Below are 16,462 nucleotides of genomic sequence, written 5' to 3'. Positions count from 1 at the left end.
CGAGACACGATTCCCGAATGACTGAAACCCTGATCCCCGGCAAGGACGCGCCGCTTGAAGACACCATCGCCCGCGTCCAGGGCCGCCTGAGCGACCTCGGATTCGAGATCGAACCGAGCCTGTGGCGCAACCCGCTACCCAACTGCTGGTCGGTCCATATCAAGGATCGGGGCTGCCCCGCCCTGTTCACCAACGGCAAGGGCGCGACCCGCGAGGCGGCACTCGCCTCGGCGCTGGGCGAGTTCGTCGAGCGACTGGCCTCGCAGTACTTCTTTGCCGACTTCCACTGGCACCAGGAGCTCGCGAGCGTCGATGGCCGCACCCTGCACGACCCGGCCGAACGCTGGTTCACGCTGGGCGCTCCCGGCGAACGCCCCGAGGGGCTGCTCGATGACCGACTGTGGAGTTTCTACGGGGGCGATGCGCTCGAGACCACCGCCGACTGGGCCGATCTCAACAGTGGCGAGGGCGACCGGATCTGCGCGCTGCCGTTCGTCCGCCAACGCGACGGGGCGACGATCTTCTTCCCGGTCAACGTGGTCGGCAACCTGTACGTCTCCAACGGCCTGTCGGCCGGCAACACCCTGGCCGAGACGCACACGCAGGGCCTGTCCGAGGTGTTCGAACGTTCGGTCAAGGAGCAGATCATCACCGAGGGCATTGCCCTGCCGGAAATCCCCGACGAGGTGATGGCCCGCTTCCCGGCCAGCCGGGCGGCACTCGAGGCCCTGAACGAGTCCGGCTTTGCCGCGCGAGCCTTCGATGCGTCCCTGGGTGGGCGCTTCCCGGTGATCTGCGTACTGCTCTACGATCCCGAGACCGGTGGGGTGTTCGCCTCGTTCGGTGCCCATCCGCGCTTCGACGTGGCGCTCGAGCGCACGCTCACCGAGCTGGTCCAGGGCCGTGATCTCGACGACCTGCACGCCTTTCCCGCCCCGACCGCCGACCAGGAACTGGCCGCCGACCCGGACAACATCGAGCTCCATTTCATCGACTCCTCCGGCATCCTGCCGTGGCAGATGCTGCGCGACGAACCGGACTACCCGTTCACCCCCTGGGGCATGGAGCCCGAGGACGTGGCCGAGATGACCCGGCACGAAAAGAACGTCGAGTACGAGAAGGCCTTGATCGCGACGTTCCACGAACTCGGTCACGACGTCTACATCGCCGACTTCGAGCACCTCGGGCTGCCGGCCTGCCGCATCCTGGTGCCCGGGGTCTCCGAGATCTACCCGGTCGAGGAGCTGATCGAGCGCAACAACAACCAGGGGCTTGCCCTGCTGCCCTATTTCCAGCGTCTCGATCGGCTCACCCCCGAGGAAAGCCGCGAGTTCGCCGCGGCCATCGCCGAGCTTGCACTCGACCCGCTCACCCCGGTGTCCGACGTGATCGGCCTGTGCGCCGGGCCGGATTCGGTCTGGGCCGGCACCCGCATTGGCGAGGTGGAGGTGCTCGCCCGCCTGCACGCCCACGCGATCGAGCCACGCGAGAGCGACGAGATCGGCATGGACATCGACTGGCTCGCCAGCGTGCCGCCCCTGCCGGCCGCGCGCCAGCAGCGCTATCGCGCCGCCCAGGTCCTCTGGCAACTCGAGAGCGAGGCGGGCCTCTCCTCCGAGGCGACGCGTCGATCGCTCGAGGCGCTGTTCCCCGGCAAGCGCGTTGACGAGGCCTCCCGGGTGCTGGCCGGTCAATGGGGCTATCATCCCCTCACGCCGCTGGAGCCGGGCTTTCGCAACGAACCCCGCCACGCGGCGCTGATCGATGCCTATCGGCGCGCCTACCAGGCAAAACTGGATCTGGCGGCAACACGACCGCCAAACTGAACCGAAACCGAGCGAGGAGCACCACACCCGCATGGACGCCACCATCTGCCCGAGCATCATCGACCGTACCGCCTCGGTGGTGGTCGGCCAGCGCCCGGCCATTCGCAAGGCATTGACCTGCATCCTCGCCGGCGGGCATCTGTTGATCGAGGACCTGCCGGGCCTGGGCAAGACCACGCTCGCGCACACCCTGGCGCAGGTGCTCGGCCTGTCCTTCAAGCGCGTGCAGTTCACGGCCGACATGCTGCCGGCCGACGTGGTGGGCAGCTCGATCTTCCAGCCCGGGGTCGCCGGCGCGCCCTCGGGCTTTCGTTTCGTGCCGGGGCCGGTCTTCACCCAGATGCTGCTGGCCGACGAGATCAACCGGGCCCCGCCCAAGGTGCAGAGCGCGCTACTCGAGGCCATGGAAGAGCGTCAGGTCACCGTCGACGGCAAGCGCTACCCCTTGCCGGCGGTGTTCTTCGTCATCGCCACCCAGAACCCGCTCGACCAGGCCGGAACCTATCCCCTGCCCGAGTCGCAACTCGACCGCTTCGCCATGGTTATTCGCCTGGGTTACCCGGACGCCCAGACCGAGCGCGAGATGCTGCTCTCCGGTGGCGGGCGGGCTCACCTGAACGAGGTCGAGCCGGTCGTCGATGTGGAGGGATTGCAACACCTGCGAGCCCAGGCGGCGCGGGTACACGTCGCCGATCGGATCGCCGGCTACGTCCAATCGCTGCTGGCGGCGAGCCGCCAGGCGCCGGAATTCCGGGTGGGTCTCTCGCCGCGCGCCGGCTTGACCCTGCTCAACCTCTCGCGGGCCTGGGCGCTGATCGACCAGCGCGATCACGTGCTGCCCGACGACGTCCAGGCCGTCCTGCCGGATCTGGTCAATCACCGCGTCGGGCTGGATGGCCATGACGGACGCGACGCCGCCGACCTGCTGCTCGAGCGCGTGCCGACGCCGTAACGCGGGAGCGATCCGATTCGTGCAGCGCCAGCCCCTGCCCTCATCCCTGCAGATCCGCCCACGCCGTTTTGCCCTCGGGCTGGCGGTGATTACCGCGGCGATGCTGCTGGCCGCGATCAACTACGGCAATAACCTGATCTTCCTGATCGCCTTCATGATGATCGCGCTGATGATCAACAGCGCCTGGCAGGGCTGGCGCGCCCTGTCCGCGGTCACCGCCCGGGTCATGCCCCCCGAGATGCGCCCGGCCGGCGCACCCGGCTCGTTCGCCATCGAACTGGGAACACCCAACCGCAACCTGCCCCCGCTCGTGGTCGATGCGGGCACCGATCGGGTCGAGCCGACCTCGGCGACTGCCGGCAACCGCACCACCCTGTCGCTCGACCTGCCGGGGGAACCACGTGGCTACCTCCCCCTGCCCGAAATCACCCTCGAAACCCCCTACCCGCTGGGGCTCTGGCGGATCAGCCGGCGCCTGTCGCCGGGAATCGGGCAATGGGTCTACCCCAGTCCCGAACCGGGCGAGCAACGGGGGGAGCGGCATTCGAACGAGGCGTCCGGCGCGCAACCCGCGATGGAGGGGGATCCGACCCGCCTGCGTGGCTATCACCCCGGCGACCCGATCCGGCATGTCGTCTTCCGTCACTACGCAAAGTCCGGACAGCTCCTCACGCGGCACCCGGAGAGCGACGAGGAGCAACCCGACCCCGAGCGCATCGATTACGCGGCCTTCGTCGGGCCACGCGAGGTCCGGCTGTCGGCCATGACCGAACGCTTGATGGAGCTCGAGCGAGTCCGGCGCCCATGGGTGCTTTTGCTGCCCGGCAAGGAGGCGATCCGGGCGGACAGCAGCACCAACCGCGCCGGCCGGTATCGCGCCGCGCTGCAGCAACTCGCCCGGTTCGAGCGCCCGCGGGACGCGCAGGGTTTCGATCACGTCCCTCCCGGGGAGTCGTACTGATGCCGGCGCCCCGCCTCGACCCGCTGCTCTGGCTGGTGCTGGTCGGCTCGGTCGGCCTGTTATTGCCGCACCTCCCCGTCGCGGTCCTGCCGATCGTGGTGGCGGCGTTCGTCTGGCGGCGCCTGCACGAAGTCGCCGGCCTGCCGCTGCCGCCGCGCTGGCTGTTGCTGCTGCTTGCCGCTGGCAGCACCGCCGTGGTGGTGCTGCACTTTCACGCCCTCTGGGGCCGGGATGCCGGCGTGGCGCTGCTGGTGGTCGCCGCCGGGCTCAAGTTGCTGGAAACCCACGAGGTCCGCGACCAGGTCAGTGTCCTGCTCCTGACCTTCTTCCTCCTGATCAGCGTGCTCTTGTTCGACCAGGCCATGCCGATCTTTGCCCTGGTGATGCTGCTTTTCTGGCTGCTGGTGGGCGCGTGGATGGGCATTGCCCAGGCGGGCGTGTCGACCGGACAATCCCTTGGTCAGCGCCTGCGCGAGGCCGGCCGGCTGTTGCTGCTCGGGTTGCCCTTTGCCCTGATCCTGTTTGCGCTGTTTCCCCGGCCACCGGGGGCCTTGTGGGGCGTGCAGCAACCCGGTGGGCAGGCGCAGACGGGGCTTTCGGAACAGATGCGCCCGGGGCAATTCGACGAACTCGCCGAGGATCCCACTCCCGCCTTTCGGGTACGCTTCGAGGACTCACCGGTTCCTCCCCGGGAGCGCTACTGGCGCGTGTTCGTGATGAGCGGATTTGCCGAGGACGACCCGGAAAGCTGGGTGGCCGACCCGGCCACCGGCTCGCCCCGCCTGGAAACCCTGGACGACTCCCGGGTGGCCTACGAGATCACCCTCGAGCCGACCGCCTCTCGCCAACTGCCCAGCCTCGCCGCCGCAGTCGAGACACCCCGACGAAGCCGGGTCGACGGCAACCTGGTGGTGCAGCGCGAGCAAGCGGTCGACGATCGATTGCGCTACTCGATGACCTCGGCGCTCGATTACCGGCTGGAGGCCGGCAGCCTGCCGCGTTTCCGTCGGCAGCAGTACCTGGCCCGGGGTGGGCTCAACCCCCTGTTGGCGGACCTTGCCGCCGAGTGGCGTGATCGCCCCCCGGCCGAACGCATCGAGCGGGCGCTGGCCTACTTTCGCGAACAGCCCTTCGAGTACAGCCGCTCGCCCGGGCGACGCGGCGGGGCGGATCGTGCCGATACCTTCCTGTTCGACACGCAACGCGGCTATTGCGCGGACTACGCGGATGCCTTCGTGCGCCTGATGCGCGCGGCCGACGTGCCCGCCCGCGTGGTCACCGGCTACCAGGGGGGCGAGTTCAACGGCGAGTTCCTCGTGGTCCGCCAGTCGGATGCGCATGCCTGGGCCGAGGTCTGGACCGCGGCCGACGGTTGGCAACGGGTCGATCCCACCGCCGCGGTAGCGCCCGAACGCATCGACGAAGGGATCGCCCGTTCGACGGCCGATGATGCCGATCTGCCCGCCACCGTGCGCCGCGACGAAGGCTCGTTCCGGCGACAGATGCGACTGCTGGCCGAACAGCTCGACAACCGCTGGAACCAGTACGTGCTCGGCTACGACGGCGGATTTCAGCAGGATTGGCTCGGCCGGATCGGTCTCGCGATGACCCACCCGGTATGGGGCGCACTGTGGGCACTGGCGATTGCGGCGAGCCTGTGGTGGGGCCTGCTACTGGTCCTCGCCCGCCGTGAACGTCGCCGGCAGGCGGGCAGCGAGGCCGAGTACCTGTGGACCCGACTCCAGGAAGATCTGGCCCGGTTGGGCATCCGGCGGGATACCTCGGAAAGCGAACGGGCCCTGTTGAAGCGCGCGGCCCTGGCCCTGCCGTTTGCCGCCGACGACCTGCGCCGCATCGGGCAGTTGCTCGAGGCGTCGCGTTACGCCCGCTCGACCAGCCGACGGCAGGCCCGCCTGCTCACCAACCGGCTGGCCAACGTCCATCGGCGACTCGCCTGGCGCGGTCGGTGGCCGTGGCGGCGGGCCTGACCGCTAGCCGTTGGAAACCGGCTGGCATGAATCGGCGCGTTAGTGTTATACAATAACGTTTTGTCATCCCCTGTGGTGATGCCCCGACGCGACGACGAGACCCCGAGAGAGCCGCCCATGAACCGCCACCGCTTCAGCCTCTGGTCGATCACCTGCCGCCTTGGCCGCCCGGGATTCGCTGCAACCGGGGCGATCCTCGCCGCTGCGCTCCTGGCGTCACCGGTTCAGGCCGCCACCCTGCCAGTTGCCGTCTCGATCCCGCCGCAGGCCTACCTGGTCGAGGCAATCGGCGGAGATCACGTCGAGGTGCAGGTGATGGTGCCGGCAAACGCCGAACCGGTCACCTACGAGCCCACGCCACGGCAGATGGCCGCGCTGTCCAAGGCCGAGCTGTATTTCTCCGTCGGCGTGCCCTTCGAGAAAGGCTGGTTGCCCCGCTTTCGCGCCAGCAACCCCGACATGGCCGTAATCGACACCACGGCCCGCATTCAACGCCGGGCCATGACGCCCCACGCCGGCCATGACCACGGTGACGACCACGCAGAACCCGACCACGATGACGCCCCCGAGGCGTCCGCCCGCGACCCGCACGTCTGGCTGTCACCGCCGCTGGTCCGCCTGCAGGCCGAAACCATCCGCGACGCGCTCATTGAGGCCAACCCGCAACAGGCTGCGGCATTTCATCGCGGCTTTCGCCAACTCGCCGAGGAAATCAACGACATCGACGGGGCCATTCTGGATGCCCTGACCGACATCGATCCTGGCGCGCGCCGCTTCCTGGTTTTCCATCCAGCCTTCGGCTACTTCGGCGCCAGTTACGGCCTGGAGCAAATGCCCATCGAGGTCGAGGGCAAGGAGCCCGGACCGCGTGAACTGGCCGGTATCATCGAACGGGCCCGAGAGCTCGGTATCCGGGTGATCTTCATCGAGCCCCAGTTCGCCCAGGGCGCCGCGCGCACCATCGCCCGCGAGATCGGTGGCGAGGTGCTCACGCTCGACCCGCTGGCGCGCGACTGGCCGGCGGGTATGCGGGCCATCGCCACGACCCTGGCCGAGGCGCTCCACGGGGACACCGCGTCCGACGTCACCGGCCATAACGGCCACGAGCACTGAGACCCGCATGTCGACTCCCGAGACCGACCAGCCAGCGATCGTCCTCGACGGGGTGAGCTTCGGGTTCGACCGCGAACCCATTCTCGAGCGTATCGATCTCGTCATCCCGCGCGGGGCCTTTGCCGTGATCGTCGGCCCGAACGGGGGCGGCAAGACCACCCTACTCCACCTGATCCTGGGCCTGTATCGCCCCGATGCCGGCACGGTGCGCGTCTTCGGCGACAAGCCGGGCCGGCACCCGGAGCGCATCGGCTACGTCCCGCAACACGGCAATCTCGCCCCGGGGTTTCCGGCCACCGTCGAGCAGGTAGTCCTGATGGGATTGCCGCACGGGCGCCGTCACGGTCCCGGCTTCCATGCCGACGAGCGGGCGCGCGCCCAGTTGGCGCTGGAGCGCACCGGCATTCCTGAACTGGCCCAGCGCCCGTTCGGGGCGCTTTCCGGCGGGCAGCGACAGCGCGTACTGATCGCTCGCGCCCTGATCACGGAGCCCGAGCTGCTGCTGCTCGACGAGCCGTTTTCCAATATCGACCCGTATGGCCGCGCCTGCATCCACGAGACCCTCGACGGGCTGGGCGGCACGCTCACGCGGGTGATGGTCAGCCACGATCTCGGCATCACCCGGCAGGCCGTCTCGCAGGTGCTGGCGGTGAACCGCTGGTTGGTCAGCGGCGATGGGCCGGCGATCACCGAGGAAATGCTGGGCCTGATGTACGGCCAGCATGGCGCGGACTGCCCGATGGGTCACTCGGCGCTCAACGCCCACCTGGCGCCGTCGGCGTCATCGAGCCACCCGGGAGGTGAGGCACGATGAGCCTGCTCGAGCTGCTCGGCCAGGGATTCGTTCAGCACGCGTTGATCGCCGCGGTGCTGATCAGCATTGCCGCCGGCATCGTCGGTGCGCTGGTGGTGGTCAACCGGCTGGTGTTCATGACCGGCGGGATTGCCCACACGGCCTACGGCGGCGTGGGGACCGCCATTTACCTCGGGCTGCCGGTGCTGCCGGTCACGGGGGTGTTCACGGCGGGCGCCGCCCTGCTGTTGGGTGCGCTGACGCGCCGAAAACGCGAACGGACCGATACCCTGATCGGCGTGATCTGGGCGGCGGGCATGGCCCTGGGCCTGATCCTGGTCGAGCTCACGCCCGGCTACCAGGCCGGCCTGATGACCTATCTGTTCGGCTCGATCCTTACCGTTGCGACGGTCGATCTGTGGCTCATGGCGGGCATCGATGCGGTGATCGTCTCCCTGGCGCTCTATTACTACCGCGACCTGCTGTCGTTCTCCTTCGACCCGGTCTACGCACGCACCCGGGGCATCCCGGTGACCGGCCTGTACTTCATGTTGCTGCTGCTGGTCGCCGAGACCGTCGTGATGATGATCCAGGTCGTCGGCCTGTTGCTGGTAATCGCACTGCTGACCCTGCCTCCCTACCTTGCCCAGCGCTATACGCGCACCCTTGGCGGGATGATGCTGCTCTCCGGGGCATTCAGCCTGCTGTTCTGCCTCGCCGGCCTGTACGCGAGTTACTGGTTCGACATCGGCTCGGGACCCGCCATCATTGCCACCGCCTGCGCGATCTACCTGGTGGTGGTCGGCGGCGAGCGGCTGATCGGCATCGCGCGACGATAGGATGGCCGCGGTAACCGAACGGCGCGATACGCGACTGGTCCTCGAGAAATACCAGGTCGTTGTCTACCTGGTCGCCGTGACTGCGGGGCTGGTCATCGGCCTGACAACCCCACCCACCGGCGACTGGCTCGACTGGCTCGACTGGCTTATCTGGCCGCTGTTGGCCGTCTTGCTCTACGTCACCTTTACCCAGACCCACCTGGGGGCCATCGGCCAGGCATTCGGCGATCGCCGCTTTCTGACCGTGATGCTGGCGGTCAACTTCCTGCTGGTGCCGTTGCTCGTCTGGGGCCTGACACGGGTGTTCGTTGATGACCCCGTGCTCGCCCTCGGCGTGTTCCTGGTCCTGCTGGTGCCCTGCACCGACTGGTTCATCAGCTTCTCGCAACTGGGTCGGGCCGACGTGCCGCGCGCGATCGCCGCCACCCCATTGCTGCTGCTCGCCCAGATCCTGCTTCTGCCCGTCTACCTGTGGGCGTTTACGGCAAGCGACATCCGGGCGGACCTGCCCATCGACAGCATGGTCGGCGCGTTCGTCTTGATCATCCTCCTTCCCCTGCTGGCGGCCTGGCTTACCGACATTGGCGAACGACGCCGCCCGACCGGGCCGCGCTGGACCGAGCGGCTCGCCTGGCTGCCGGTGCCGCTGCTGGCCGTGGTGCTCCTCGTGATCATGGTCGGTCACGCCCCGCAGGTAACCGGCGATCTGGCCACGCTCTGGCCGGTCGCGGTGGTCTTCTTGCTCTATGTCCTGAGCGTGCCCTGGATCGCCGAGATGACAGGACGGTTGGCCAACCTGCCGGTTCACGCCCGGCGCACCGTCGCCTTTAGCGCCGGCAGTCGAAACTCCTTCATGGTCCTGCCGATCGCCCTCGCCTTGCCGGGATTACTGCAACCCGCCGTGACCGTGATCATCCTGCAGTCGCTGATCGAACTGGTCGGGCTGATCGCCTACACCCGGGTCATCCCAAGGGTCATTCGCTGAGAGTCGCCCTCTCGACGGTCCGCGCGGAATTACCGGGCGCCGCCACGGTCGAATCCTCTCGATCCGCCAATTGAAGGGAGCCGCGCTTGAAACGATTGATCCACTCGCTGCTTGTCGTCGGCCTCGGTGCCGGTATCCACACGACCGTCATGGCCGATGGCAGAGCCGTGTTTCAGACCGCCGATGCGTCCATGCCGTCGCTGACGTTCAGCTGGCAGGCCCCGGAGCGCAGTCGACTGGACACCCCGAACGAAACCGCCCACGTGATCGCCGTTGACGGCAAGGCCTACGGGGTGGCGAAGGTGGCGGGCCACCCGGTCGCGATGGACCTCGACCAGTTGGCCGCCCTCCTGGGCCAGCACAACGCCCTGGCCCGCCTGGGGCCGGATGCCGTGGTGCCCACCCAGATCACCGCGCTGGAGCCCACCGGCCAGCCGGAAACCGTCGCCGGAGTGGCCGGCGAGCGTTACCGGGTGAGCTGGGTGGACAGCGAAGGACGTGCGCGCATCGACGAGGCGGTGCTGACCGATGATCCCCTGGTCATGGAGATGCAGGACGCCCTGCTTGGCGGCATGACGCGGGCAATCGCCCGAGGCACCGGCGTGAGCGGTCACGAGACCGCCGAGCGCGAGCTCGAGCGACGGGGACTGGCCGTGCTGCGTTTCGGCGACGATTTTCGACTCGAGTCGATCTCGGACGACCCGCAACCCGACGGCCGCTTCGTCATGCCGAGCAAGCCGGTCGATCTGCAGCAGCTGATGCGCGGGGTGATGGGAAACTGAGCGAGGCAGGACTGCCTCAGTCGAAAGTCAGATAGTCGAGGCGTACCAGCGGGGGTCAGCCGTCAGTCGACGACCCCGGCGTCGCACTCTGATCCTCGCGATGGGTCACGTGGGCGGACACGGCGCGGTGAGCCCGGCGGGCAAGCTCGCTGCGTGTCTCGTCGGGGCGCGGGACGATGGGCTCGAGCACGTCGATCCGCGCCTCGAGCCCCTTGCCGGAGAGCACCCGCCACAACGAGGGCCACAGGCTTTCGTTGTCGATGAACGCCGGGGCCGTGCTGCGGTTGCCGGCGACATCGAAGTAACGCAGCGCAATCGGTACCACCGGGCGTTCCAGGCGCACCGCCGCGCCGAGCAGGCGGGCGTGGAACCGACGGACCGTGTGACCGTTCGTGGTGGTGCCTTCGGCGAAAACCACCATCTGGCGGCCGTGCCGAAGCCCCCGCTCCACCGCCTCGCCCGCGGCCTCGCTACCGCGACCGCGCTCGATGAATTCCGTCCCCGCCAGTCGCGCCAGCCGACCGATCACCGGCCAGTGGCGGATCTCGCTCTTGGCCAGAAACACGGTTCCCCCTTGCAGACCGCCCAGCAACGGGATGTCCAGCCAGCTGACGTGATTGGGCAGCCAGAGGCTGCCAGACGGCAGATCGGACAACCGCTCACGGCCCTCGACGCGAACGCGTACGCCGAGCACCCGGGCCGCACCGTCCAGCCAGGCCCGGACCTGCTCCGACCGAGCCGCCTCGTCGAGGCCGGCCAGTCGCCGAGCGTGCCAGAGACCGGCCACCAGGTAGGCCAGCAACCGCAGGCCGCGCGACAGGGCACGCCAGATGGCCGCCATGTCGACGTCAGGTGTCCCGCGCTTGGGATTCCGCCTCGGCCTGCTTGACGGCGACCACCGCGGCGCGGGCGTACTGGGCGCCGGAGACGAAGGTCAGCAGCGCGGCAACCATCAGGAGCCAGTAGCCGATCACGTGGACGTCGATCAGTCCGAACAGGGGGAAGTGGTAAAGCAGGAACAGAATGGCGAACATCTGCGCCGTGGTCTTGAGCTTGCCCAGCGAGGAGACCTTTACCGCCGCGCTGATGCCGCGCCCGGCCATCCATTCGCGCAGGGCCGAGACGAACACCTCCCGACCGATGATCACCGCCGTGGCGATCACGATGGGGAGATCGCCGTCGGTAAAGACCAGCAACACCAGCGCCACGGCGACGATGAGCTTGTCCGCCACCGGGTCGAGGAAGGCACCGAAGGCCGACTGCTGGTTCCAGCGGCGGGCGAGATACCCGTCGAGGAAATCCGTCAGCGAGGCCAGACCGAAAATCCAGGCGGCGGCGGGACGGGCGAACTCCACCGGCGTGAACAGGAACACGACCACGAGCAGCGGGATCGCCGCGATCCGCAACCAGGTCAGCGTCATCGGCAGGTTCATGCGCCCACCTCCCCACGGGTCGGCCAGGCGGCGACGATCTCGCGTTCCTCGGGCGTGAATCGCTCCAGGGTCACGCGATCGTCATCGAGGGCGACCAGCCAACCGCTTTCGCCCCAGTCTCCGGTCACCACCCGCGGGCGACCGTCCTCGAGTCGATGGATGGCCGGACGATGGGTGTGCCCGTGGATCAGGCCGTCGCAGCCGGTGCGTTCGAGGATCTCGTCGACCGCCGCGGCGTTGACGTCCATGATGTCCTCGGGCTTGCTCGAGGAGGCCGTCCTGCTCTGCTTGCGCAGGTCCTCGGCGATCGCGATGCGCTCGGCAAGCGACCGGGCGAGGAAATCGCGCACGAAGGCCGGATCGCGCAGTTGCGCCCGCATCGCCTGGTAGGCGGCATCGTCGATGCAGAGCTCGTCGCCGTGGGTGAGTAGCCAGCGGCGCCCGGCGTGCTCGAGCACGGTCTGGTCGGGCAGCTGTTTGGCACCCAGGCGTTTGAGCAGGTCGTTGCCGACCAGAAAGTCCCGGTTGCCCGGCTGAAACGTCACGCTCGCAGACAGGTCGGCGAAGCGTTCGAGTCGCTCGGCGATCGCCGGATCGATCGGCTGGTCGTCACCGATCCAGTAGTCGAACAGGTCGCCGAGAATGTAGACCGCCTCGGCATCGCGGGCGCGCTCGAGAAAGACGTCCAGCAACGCGAGCGTGCGGGGCTCGGCTCGCGCGAGATGGAGGTCGGCGATGATCAGGGTTTCGGCCATGGACCGGCTCTTCTCCTTGCCCGTGATTTCCGTGCGATTCAGTCGATGCGCTCGGCCTTGTCGATCAGCACGTCGTCAACCGGCACGTCCTGGTGGCCGTAACGCGACCCGGTCTGCAGGGTGGCCATCTTGTCGACCACGTCCATGCCGTTGATCACCTCGCCGAACACCGCGTAGCCCCAACCCTGCGGGGTCTCCGAAGAGAAGTCGAGGAAGGCGTTGTCGGCCAGGTTGATGAAGAACTGGCTGGTCGCCGAATGCGGGTCCGGGGTGCGGGCCATCGACAGCGTGCCGCGCTTGTTCTTCAGCCCGTTATTGGCCTCGTTCTCGATCGGCGCGCGGGTGGCCTTCTGCTCCATCTCCGGGGTCAGGCCGCCGCCCTGGACGACGAAGCCCGGGATCACGCGGTGGAAGGTCGTGCCGGCGAAGTGCCCGGAATCGACATAGGCAAGGATGTTCTCCACGGTCTTGGGGGCCTTGTCGTCGTAGAGGCCGATTTCGATGTCGCCCAGGCGGGTGGAGAAGCGGATCTTGCTCTTGATGTCACTCATGCGTTTTATCTCGTCAGTAGGGACCGTTAAACTACGCGTTTGCTCGATGGCGTGATGCCCTCGGCCCGCGCCTTTGCCAGAATGCGAAACAGTTTAAGGAAACTCAGCACGAATGCCATACCGCTCTGCGCGTCCCGAGCCGGGCAGATGCAAGGCGCTCGTCCGCCGCGGAAGGGTGATTCCCGCATCCTCGGACGACAACGCAGCAGATGCCCGGCTCAAGACGCGCCCTGCGGGGCTTGGCATTCGTGCAGAGTTTCCTTCCCGACCTTCGACCCGGAATCGTAGCCAACATGCTCACAATCTATGACAGCGCCGCCCGCGCCAAGCGCGAGTTCACCCCGATCCGACCCGGTCACGTCGGCATCTACGTCTGCGGGATGACGGTCTACGACCGCTGTCACATCGGGCACGCCCGGGTGCTGGTGGTCTTCGACATGGTGGTGCGCTACCTCAAGGAGCGCGGCTTCGACGTCAACTACGTCCGCAACATCACCGACATCGACGACAAGATCATCGCGCGGGCCGCCGAAAACGCCGAAAGCATCGAGTCGCTCACCGACCGCTTCATCAAGCTGATGCGCCGGGACGCCGAGGCGCTGGGCTGCCTGCCACCGACCTCGCAGCCGCGCGCCACCGAGAACGTCGACGAGATGATCGCGATGATCGAGACGCTGATCGAGCGCGGCAATGCCTACCGCGCCGACAACGGCGACGTCTACTTTGACGTTTCGACCTTTGAGCGCTACGGCTCGCTCTCCGGCCGCGACCCGGACGACCTGCGTGCCGGCGCGCGCGTGGCAGTCGATGAGGCCAAGGACGACCCGCTCGACTTCGTGCTCTGGAAGCACGCCAAGCCGGGCGAGCCGCAGTGGGAGGCCCCCTTCGGTCCGGGGCGGCCCGGCTGGCACATCGAATGCTCGGCCATGTCGACCGACGCGCTCGGCACCACCTTCGACATCCACGGGGGCGGGCACGACCTGATGTTCCCGCACCACGAGAACGAGATTGCCCAGAGCGAGTGCGCCACGGGCTGCCATTTCGTCAACTACTGGATGCACAACGGCTTCGTCCGGGTCGACGACGAGAAGATGTCCAAGTCGCTGGGCAATTTCTTCACCATCGAGGAGGTGACCCAACGCTACCATCCCGAGGTGGTCCGCCTGTTCATCCTCTCCAGCCACTACCGCAGCCCGCTCAACTATTCCGACCAGAACCTCGATGCCGCCCAGGCGAGCCTGTCACGCTGGTACAGCGCCCTGAAGAAGGTGCCGGCGAACGCCGAGCCGATCCCCGAGGTGATGGACGCCTTCCACGAGGCAATGGACGACGACTTCAACACGCCCAAGGCGATCGCCCTGATCCACGAACAACTGAGCCTGGTGCACAAGATCGGCGAGCAGGACAAGGAAGCGGCCGCCCCGCACGCGGCGAGCATCAACGCGATGGGCGCGATCCTCAACCTCGGCCAGCTCGATCCCGACGCCTTCCTGCACTGGAGCGCCGAGGGCGATCGCGAGGACACCTTCGACGACGCCGAGATCAACCAGCTGATCGCCCAGCGTGCCGAGGCCCGCGCGGCCCGGAACTTCGAGGAGTCCGATCGCATCCGTGACCTGTTGCTGGACAACGGCATTACCCTCGAGGATGGGGCGCAGGGCACCACCTGGCGCCGGCAGTAACGCCCCCTCCAGCGACCACCGGGAAACCCTTGAGTTTTCCCGGTCAGTCAACATCCTGCAACCACCCTTTCATTCACGACCGACACCTTGCCGGTCGCTGTCAGCGAGCATCCATGAGCACTCCGAACATCATCCGCCCCGAAGGCTGGCTGTATCACCTGTCGCATACCGATCTCGACGGCTACGGCGCGCAGTACATGGTCGACCAGACCGACCAGCGCTGCCATTTCTTCAACGCCGATTACCGCGACATCAACAACGCGATCGACGAGATCATCGGGCGCATCGTCAAGGGTGGCGAGCCGGCGGGCCTGCTGATCACCGACCTCAACCTCACACTCGACCAGGCGCGCGCCCTGGACAAGCGGGTGACCAAGTGCAAGGTGCCGATCGAGCTGCAGCTGCTCGATCATCACGCCACCGGCGCCGATTGCGCCGAGGCGTTTGACTGGTACTACCTGGACACCGAGCGCTGCGCGAGCCTGCTGGCCTTCGACGCCGTCGCCGACCAGTTCGACGAGGGCAAGCGCGAGCTGATGCGCCAGCGCGCCGAGTTCATCGACGTGGGCGATCGCTGGCTGCGCGATCACGACGACTTCCGCCGTGCGATCTACCTGATCGGCCTGGTCATGCAGGACGACCACCTCGCCCCGCCGCTCAAGGACCTCAAGCGCGCCTACCGCTTCCACGTAATGGAGGCGTTCTTCCGTTCGCACGAGTCCGGCGAGTCGCTGGAGGCCTTCGAGCGCCAGCTGTTCGAGGTGCGCAAGGCCTTCCTCAAGGGTCGGGTGGAAAAGCGCGTCTTCAACGACGAAAACCTGCCGCTCAACGACAAGTTCCACATGCTGTCGGCCTCGGTGCTGGACGAGGATTTCGTGCCGGTGCTGGAGATCGAGGGCGTGCGCACGGGCGTGTTCTTCAACTGGCCGCACGATGTCTGGCGCGGCGTGATCATGGACATGATGGAGGTGCGCGGCCAGATCGACATGGCGATGGGCATCCGCGGCAACGGCCGGCTCTCGCTGCGCGCCAACCCCGGCGTCAACGCCGGGGAGATCTCCGCGCGCTACTTCGGTGGCGGCGGCCACCCGGGCGCGGCCGGCGGCGAGCTCAAGGACACCCGCCTGCGCGATCTCGCGCACGCCGTCAGCGCCATCCAGAAAACCCTCGAGAAGACCCCGGCCGGCGGCGAGCGATGAGCACGCCGATCATCACCCGGCCCGGCTTCAAGGCGCTGGAGGCCGAGCTGGACCGGCTGTGGCGCGTCGAGCGCCGCGAGGTGGTTCAGGCGGTCTCCGAGGCCGCCGCGCTGGGGGATCGATCGGAAAACGCCGAATACATCTACGGCAAGAAGCGCCTGCGCGAGATCGACCGACGCATCCGTTACCTGCAAAAGCGCCTGCCGAACCTCAAGGTGGTCGATCGCGCCCCGGATGACACCGACAAGGTCTATTTCGCGGCCTTCGTCGAGATGGAATGCGAGCCCGAGGCACTCGAACGCACCCTGCGACTGGTGGGGCCCGACGAGATCGATCCGAGCCAGGGCTGGATCAGCATCGACTCGCCGGTGGCCCGCAAGCTGATCGGGCGGCGCCCCGGTGACGTGGTGCGGCTGCCGGCCGGCGACGACCGCGGCCATCTGGCCTGGGAAATCGTCGAGATCCGCTACGGGTGATTGCCACTTCTCTCGCCACCGTACTGTCATGGCAATCGGGGGCGGGATTCCCTAGGCTAGGACGGGCAGACCGGCGACCGACCAACGGCCGCCGGGCCACTGTCTGCCGCCCTTCCCCGACCATCCA

The 16,462-nt window shown here is 67.7% G+C and carries 16 protein-coding genes; 12 read left to right on the top strand and 4 right to left on the bottom strand.

The annotated features are described in order from the left end of the window. Window positions 1–17 precede the first annotated feature (17 nt). The 9 genes from LV475_RS10940 (at window position 18) to LV475_RS10900 (ending at window position 10,239) form a co-directional block, all read left to right on the top strand. Entirely contained in the window at window positions 18–1,826 is a 1,809-nt protein-coding gene (locus LV475_RS10940) for a YcaO-like family protein (RefSeq protein WP_136866210.1), read from the top strand. A gap of 31 nt (window positions 1,827–1,857) precedes the next feature. Further along, complete coding sequence (locus LV475_RS10935) at window positions 1,858–2,778, top strand: AAA family ATPase (RefSeq protein WP_136866209.1); 921 nt, start codon at window positions 1,858–1,860, stop codon at window positions 2,776–2,778. 19 nt (window positions 2,779–2,797) lie between these two features. Beyond that, complete coding sequence (locus LV475_RS11165; protein ID WP_169303525.1) at window positions 2,798–3,739, top strand: DUF58 domain-containing protein; 942 nt, start codon at window positions 2,798–2,800, stop codon at window positions 3,737–3,739. Continuing rightward, the gene (locus LV475_RS10925) at window positions 3,739–5,727 is read left to right on the top strand and encodes a transglutaminase TgpA family protein (RefSeq protein ID WP_169303524.1); all 1,989 of its coding nucleotides are present in this window, start codon (window positions 3,739–3,741) and stop codon (window positions 5,725–5,727) included. The genes LV475_RS11165 and LV475_RS10925 overlap by 1 nt, the downstream gene beginning before the upstream one ends. Before the next feature lie 117 nt (window positions 5,728–5,844). Next, window positions 5,845–6,840, top strand: a complete 996-nt coding sequence (locus tag LV475_RS10920) for a metal ABC transporter solute-binding protein, Zn/Mn family (RefSeq protein WP_136866206.1) — start codon at window positions 5,845–5,847, stop codon at window positions 6,838–6,840. Window positions 6,841–6,847: 7 nt separating this feature from the next. Next, complete coding sequence (locus LV475_RS10915; protein WP_136866205.1) at window positions 6,848–7,654, top strand: metal ABC transporter ATP-binding protein; 807 nt, start codon at window positions 6,848–6,850, stop codon at window positions 7,652–7,654. Further along, the gene (locus LV475_RS10910) at window positions 7,651–8,472 is read left to right on the top strand and encodes a metal ABC transporter permease (protein ID WP_136866204.1); all 822 of its coding nucleotides are present in this window, start codon (window positions 7,651–7,653) and stop codon (window positions 8,470–8,472) included. The genes LV475_RS10915 and LV475_RS10910 overlap by 4 nt, the downstream gene beginning before the upstream one ends. A gap of 1 nt (window position 8,473) precedes the next feature. Next, window positions 8,474–9,457, top strand: a complete 984-nt coding sequence (locus tag LV475_RS10905; protein WP_136866203.1) for an arsenic resistance protein — start codon at window positions 8,474–8,476, stop codon at window positions 9,455–9,457. Between the two features lie 86 nt (window positions 9,458–9,543). Next, a complete protein-coding gene (locus LV475_RS10900; RefSeq protein WP_136866202.1) occupies window positions 9,544–10,239 on the top strand; it encodes a hypothetical protein in 696 nt (231 codons plus the stop codon). A 55-nt stretch (window positions 10,240–10,294) separates the two neighbouring features. Here LV475_RS10900 and LV475_RS10895 read toward each other — a convergent pair whose 3' ends face one another. Genes LV475_RS10895 through LV475_RS10880 form a run of 4 tightly spaced genes read right to left on the bottom strand, consistent with a single transcriptional unit; the run spans window position 10,295 to window position 12,978 of the window. Next, window positions 10,295–11,080, bottom strand: coding sequence for a lysophospholipid acyltransferase family protein (locus tag LV475_RS10895; RefSeq protein ID WP_136866201.1), 786 nt, complete (start codon window positions 11,078–11,080; stop codon window positions 10,295–10,297). Between the two features lie 7 nt (window positions 11,081–11,087). Continuing rightward, window positions 11,088–11,672, bottom strand: coding sequence for a CDP-diacylglycerol--glycerol-3-phosphate 3-phosphatidyltransferase (gene pgsA, locus LV475_RS10890; RefSeq protein WP_136866200.1), 585 nt, complete (start codon window positions 11,670–11,672; stop codon window positions 11,088–11,090). Further along, the gene (locus LV475_RS10885; RefSeq protein WP_250106308.1) at window positions 11,669–12,427 is read right to left on the bottom strand and encodes a UDP-2,3-diacylglucosamine diphosphatase; all 759 of its coding nucleotides are present in this window, start codon (window positions 12,425–12,427) and stop codon (window positions 11,669–11,671) included. The genes pgsA and LV475_RS10885 overlap by 4 nt, the downstream gene beginning before the upstream one ends. A gap of 38 nt (window positions 12,428–12,465) precedes the next feature. Then, the gene (locus tag LV475_RS10880) at window positions 12,466–12,978 is read right to left on the bottom strand and encodes a peptidylprolyl isomerase (RefSeq protein ID WP_136866198.1); all 513 of its coding nucleotides are present in this window, start codon (window positions 12,976–12,978) and stop codon (window positions 12,466–12,468) included. A 293-nt stretch (window positions 12,979–13,271) separates the two neighbouring features. On the opposite strand from LV475_RS10880, the gene cysS reads away from it, so the two are divergent. From cysS to greB, 3 genes are all read left to right on the top strand, one after another. Beyond that, window positions 13,272–14,660: a cysteine--tRNA ligase gene (cysS, locus tag LV475_RS10875; protein ID WP_156573870.1), complete on the top strand. Its 1,389-nt coding sequence runs from the start codon at window positions 13,272–13,274 to the stop codon at window positions 14,658–14,660. Window positions 14,661–14,773: 113 nt separating this feature from the next. Continuing rightward, window positions 14,774–15,859, top strand: a complete 1,086-nt coding sequence (locus LV475_RS10870; RefSeq protein WP_136866196.1) for a DHHA1 domain-containing protein — start codon at window positions 14,774–14,776, stop codon at window positions 15,857–15,859. Next, the gene (gene greB / locus LV475_RS10865; RefSeq protein WP_250106307.1) at window positions 15,856–16,335 is read left to right on the top strand and encodes a transcription elongation factor GreB; all 480 of its coding nucleotides are present in this window, start codon (window positions 15,856–15,858) and stop codon (window positions 16,333–16,335) included. Before LV475_RS10870 ends, greB begins: the two co-directional genes overlap by 4 nt. Window positions 16,336–16,462 lie beyond the last annotated feature (127 nt).

It is taken from the genome of Guyparkeria hydrothermalis (assembly GCF_023555375.1).
GTDB lineage: Bacteria > Pseudomonadota > Gammaproteobacteria > Halothiobacillales > Halothiobacillaceae > Guyparkeria > Guyparkeria hydrothermalis.
The sequence above is the reverse complement of the archived record's forward strand: the minus strand, read 5'-3'. Positions and strand labels throughout refer to the sequence as shown.

Coding starts and splice junctions, on each gene's coding strand:
- LV475_RS10940 (WP_136866210.1), top strand. CDS start 18: ATGACTGAAACCCTGATCCCCGGCAAGGACGCGCCGCTTGAAGACACC.
- LV475_RS10905 (WP_136866203.1), top strand. CDS start 8,474: ATGGCCGCGGTAACCGAACGGCGCGATACGCGACTGGTCCTCGAGAAA.
- cysS (WP_156573870.1), top strand. CDS start 13,272: ATGCTCACAATCTATGACAGCGCCGCCCGCGCCAAGCGCGAGTTCACC.
- greB (WP_250106307.1), top strand. CDS start 15,856: ATGAGCACGCCGATCATCACCCGGCCCGGCTTCAAGGCGCTGGAGGCC.
- LV475_RS10870 (WP_136866196.1), top strand. CDS start 14,774: ATGAGCACTCCGAACATCATCCGCCCCGAAGGCTGGCTGTATCACCTG.
- LV475_RS10925 (WP_169303524.1), top strand. CDS start 3,739: ATGCCGGCGCCCCGCCTCGACCCGCTGCTCTGGCTGGTGCTGGTCGGC.
- LV475_RS10910 (WP_136866204.1), top strand. CDS start 7,651: ATGAGCCTGCTCGAGCTGCTCGGCCAGGGATTCGTTCAGCACGCGTTG.
- LV475_RS10880 (WP_136866198.1), bottom strand. CDS start 12,978: ATGAGTGACATCAAGAGCAAGATCCGCTTCTCCACCCGCCTGGGCGAC.
- LV475_RS10935 (WP_136866209.1), top strand. CDS start 1,858: ATGGACGCCACCATCTGCCCGAGCATCATCGACCGTACCGCCTCGGTG.
- LV475_RS10915 (WP_136866205.1), top strand. CDS start 6,848: ATGTCGACTCCCGAGACCGACCAGCCAGCGATCGTCCTCGACGGGGTG.
- LV475_RS10885 (WP_250106308.1), bottom strand. CDS start 12,427: ATGGCCGAAACCCTGATCATCGCCGACCTCCATCTCGCGCGAGCCGAG.
- pgsA (WP_136866200.1), bottom strand. CDS start 11,672: ATGAACCTGCCGATGACGCTGACCTGGTTGCGGATCGCGGCGATCCCG.
- LV475_RS10920 (WP_136866206.1), top strand. CDS start 5,845: ATGAACCGCCACCGCTTCAGCCTCTGGTCGATCACCTGCCGCCTTGGC.
- LV475_RS10895 (WP_136866201.1), bottom strand. CDS start 11,080: ATGGCGGCCATCTGGCGTGCCCTGTCGCGCGGCCTGCGGTTGCTGGCC.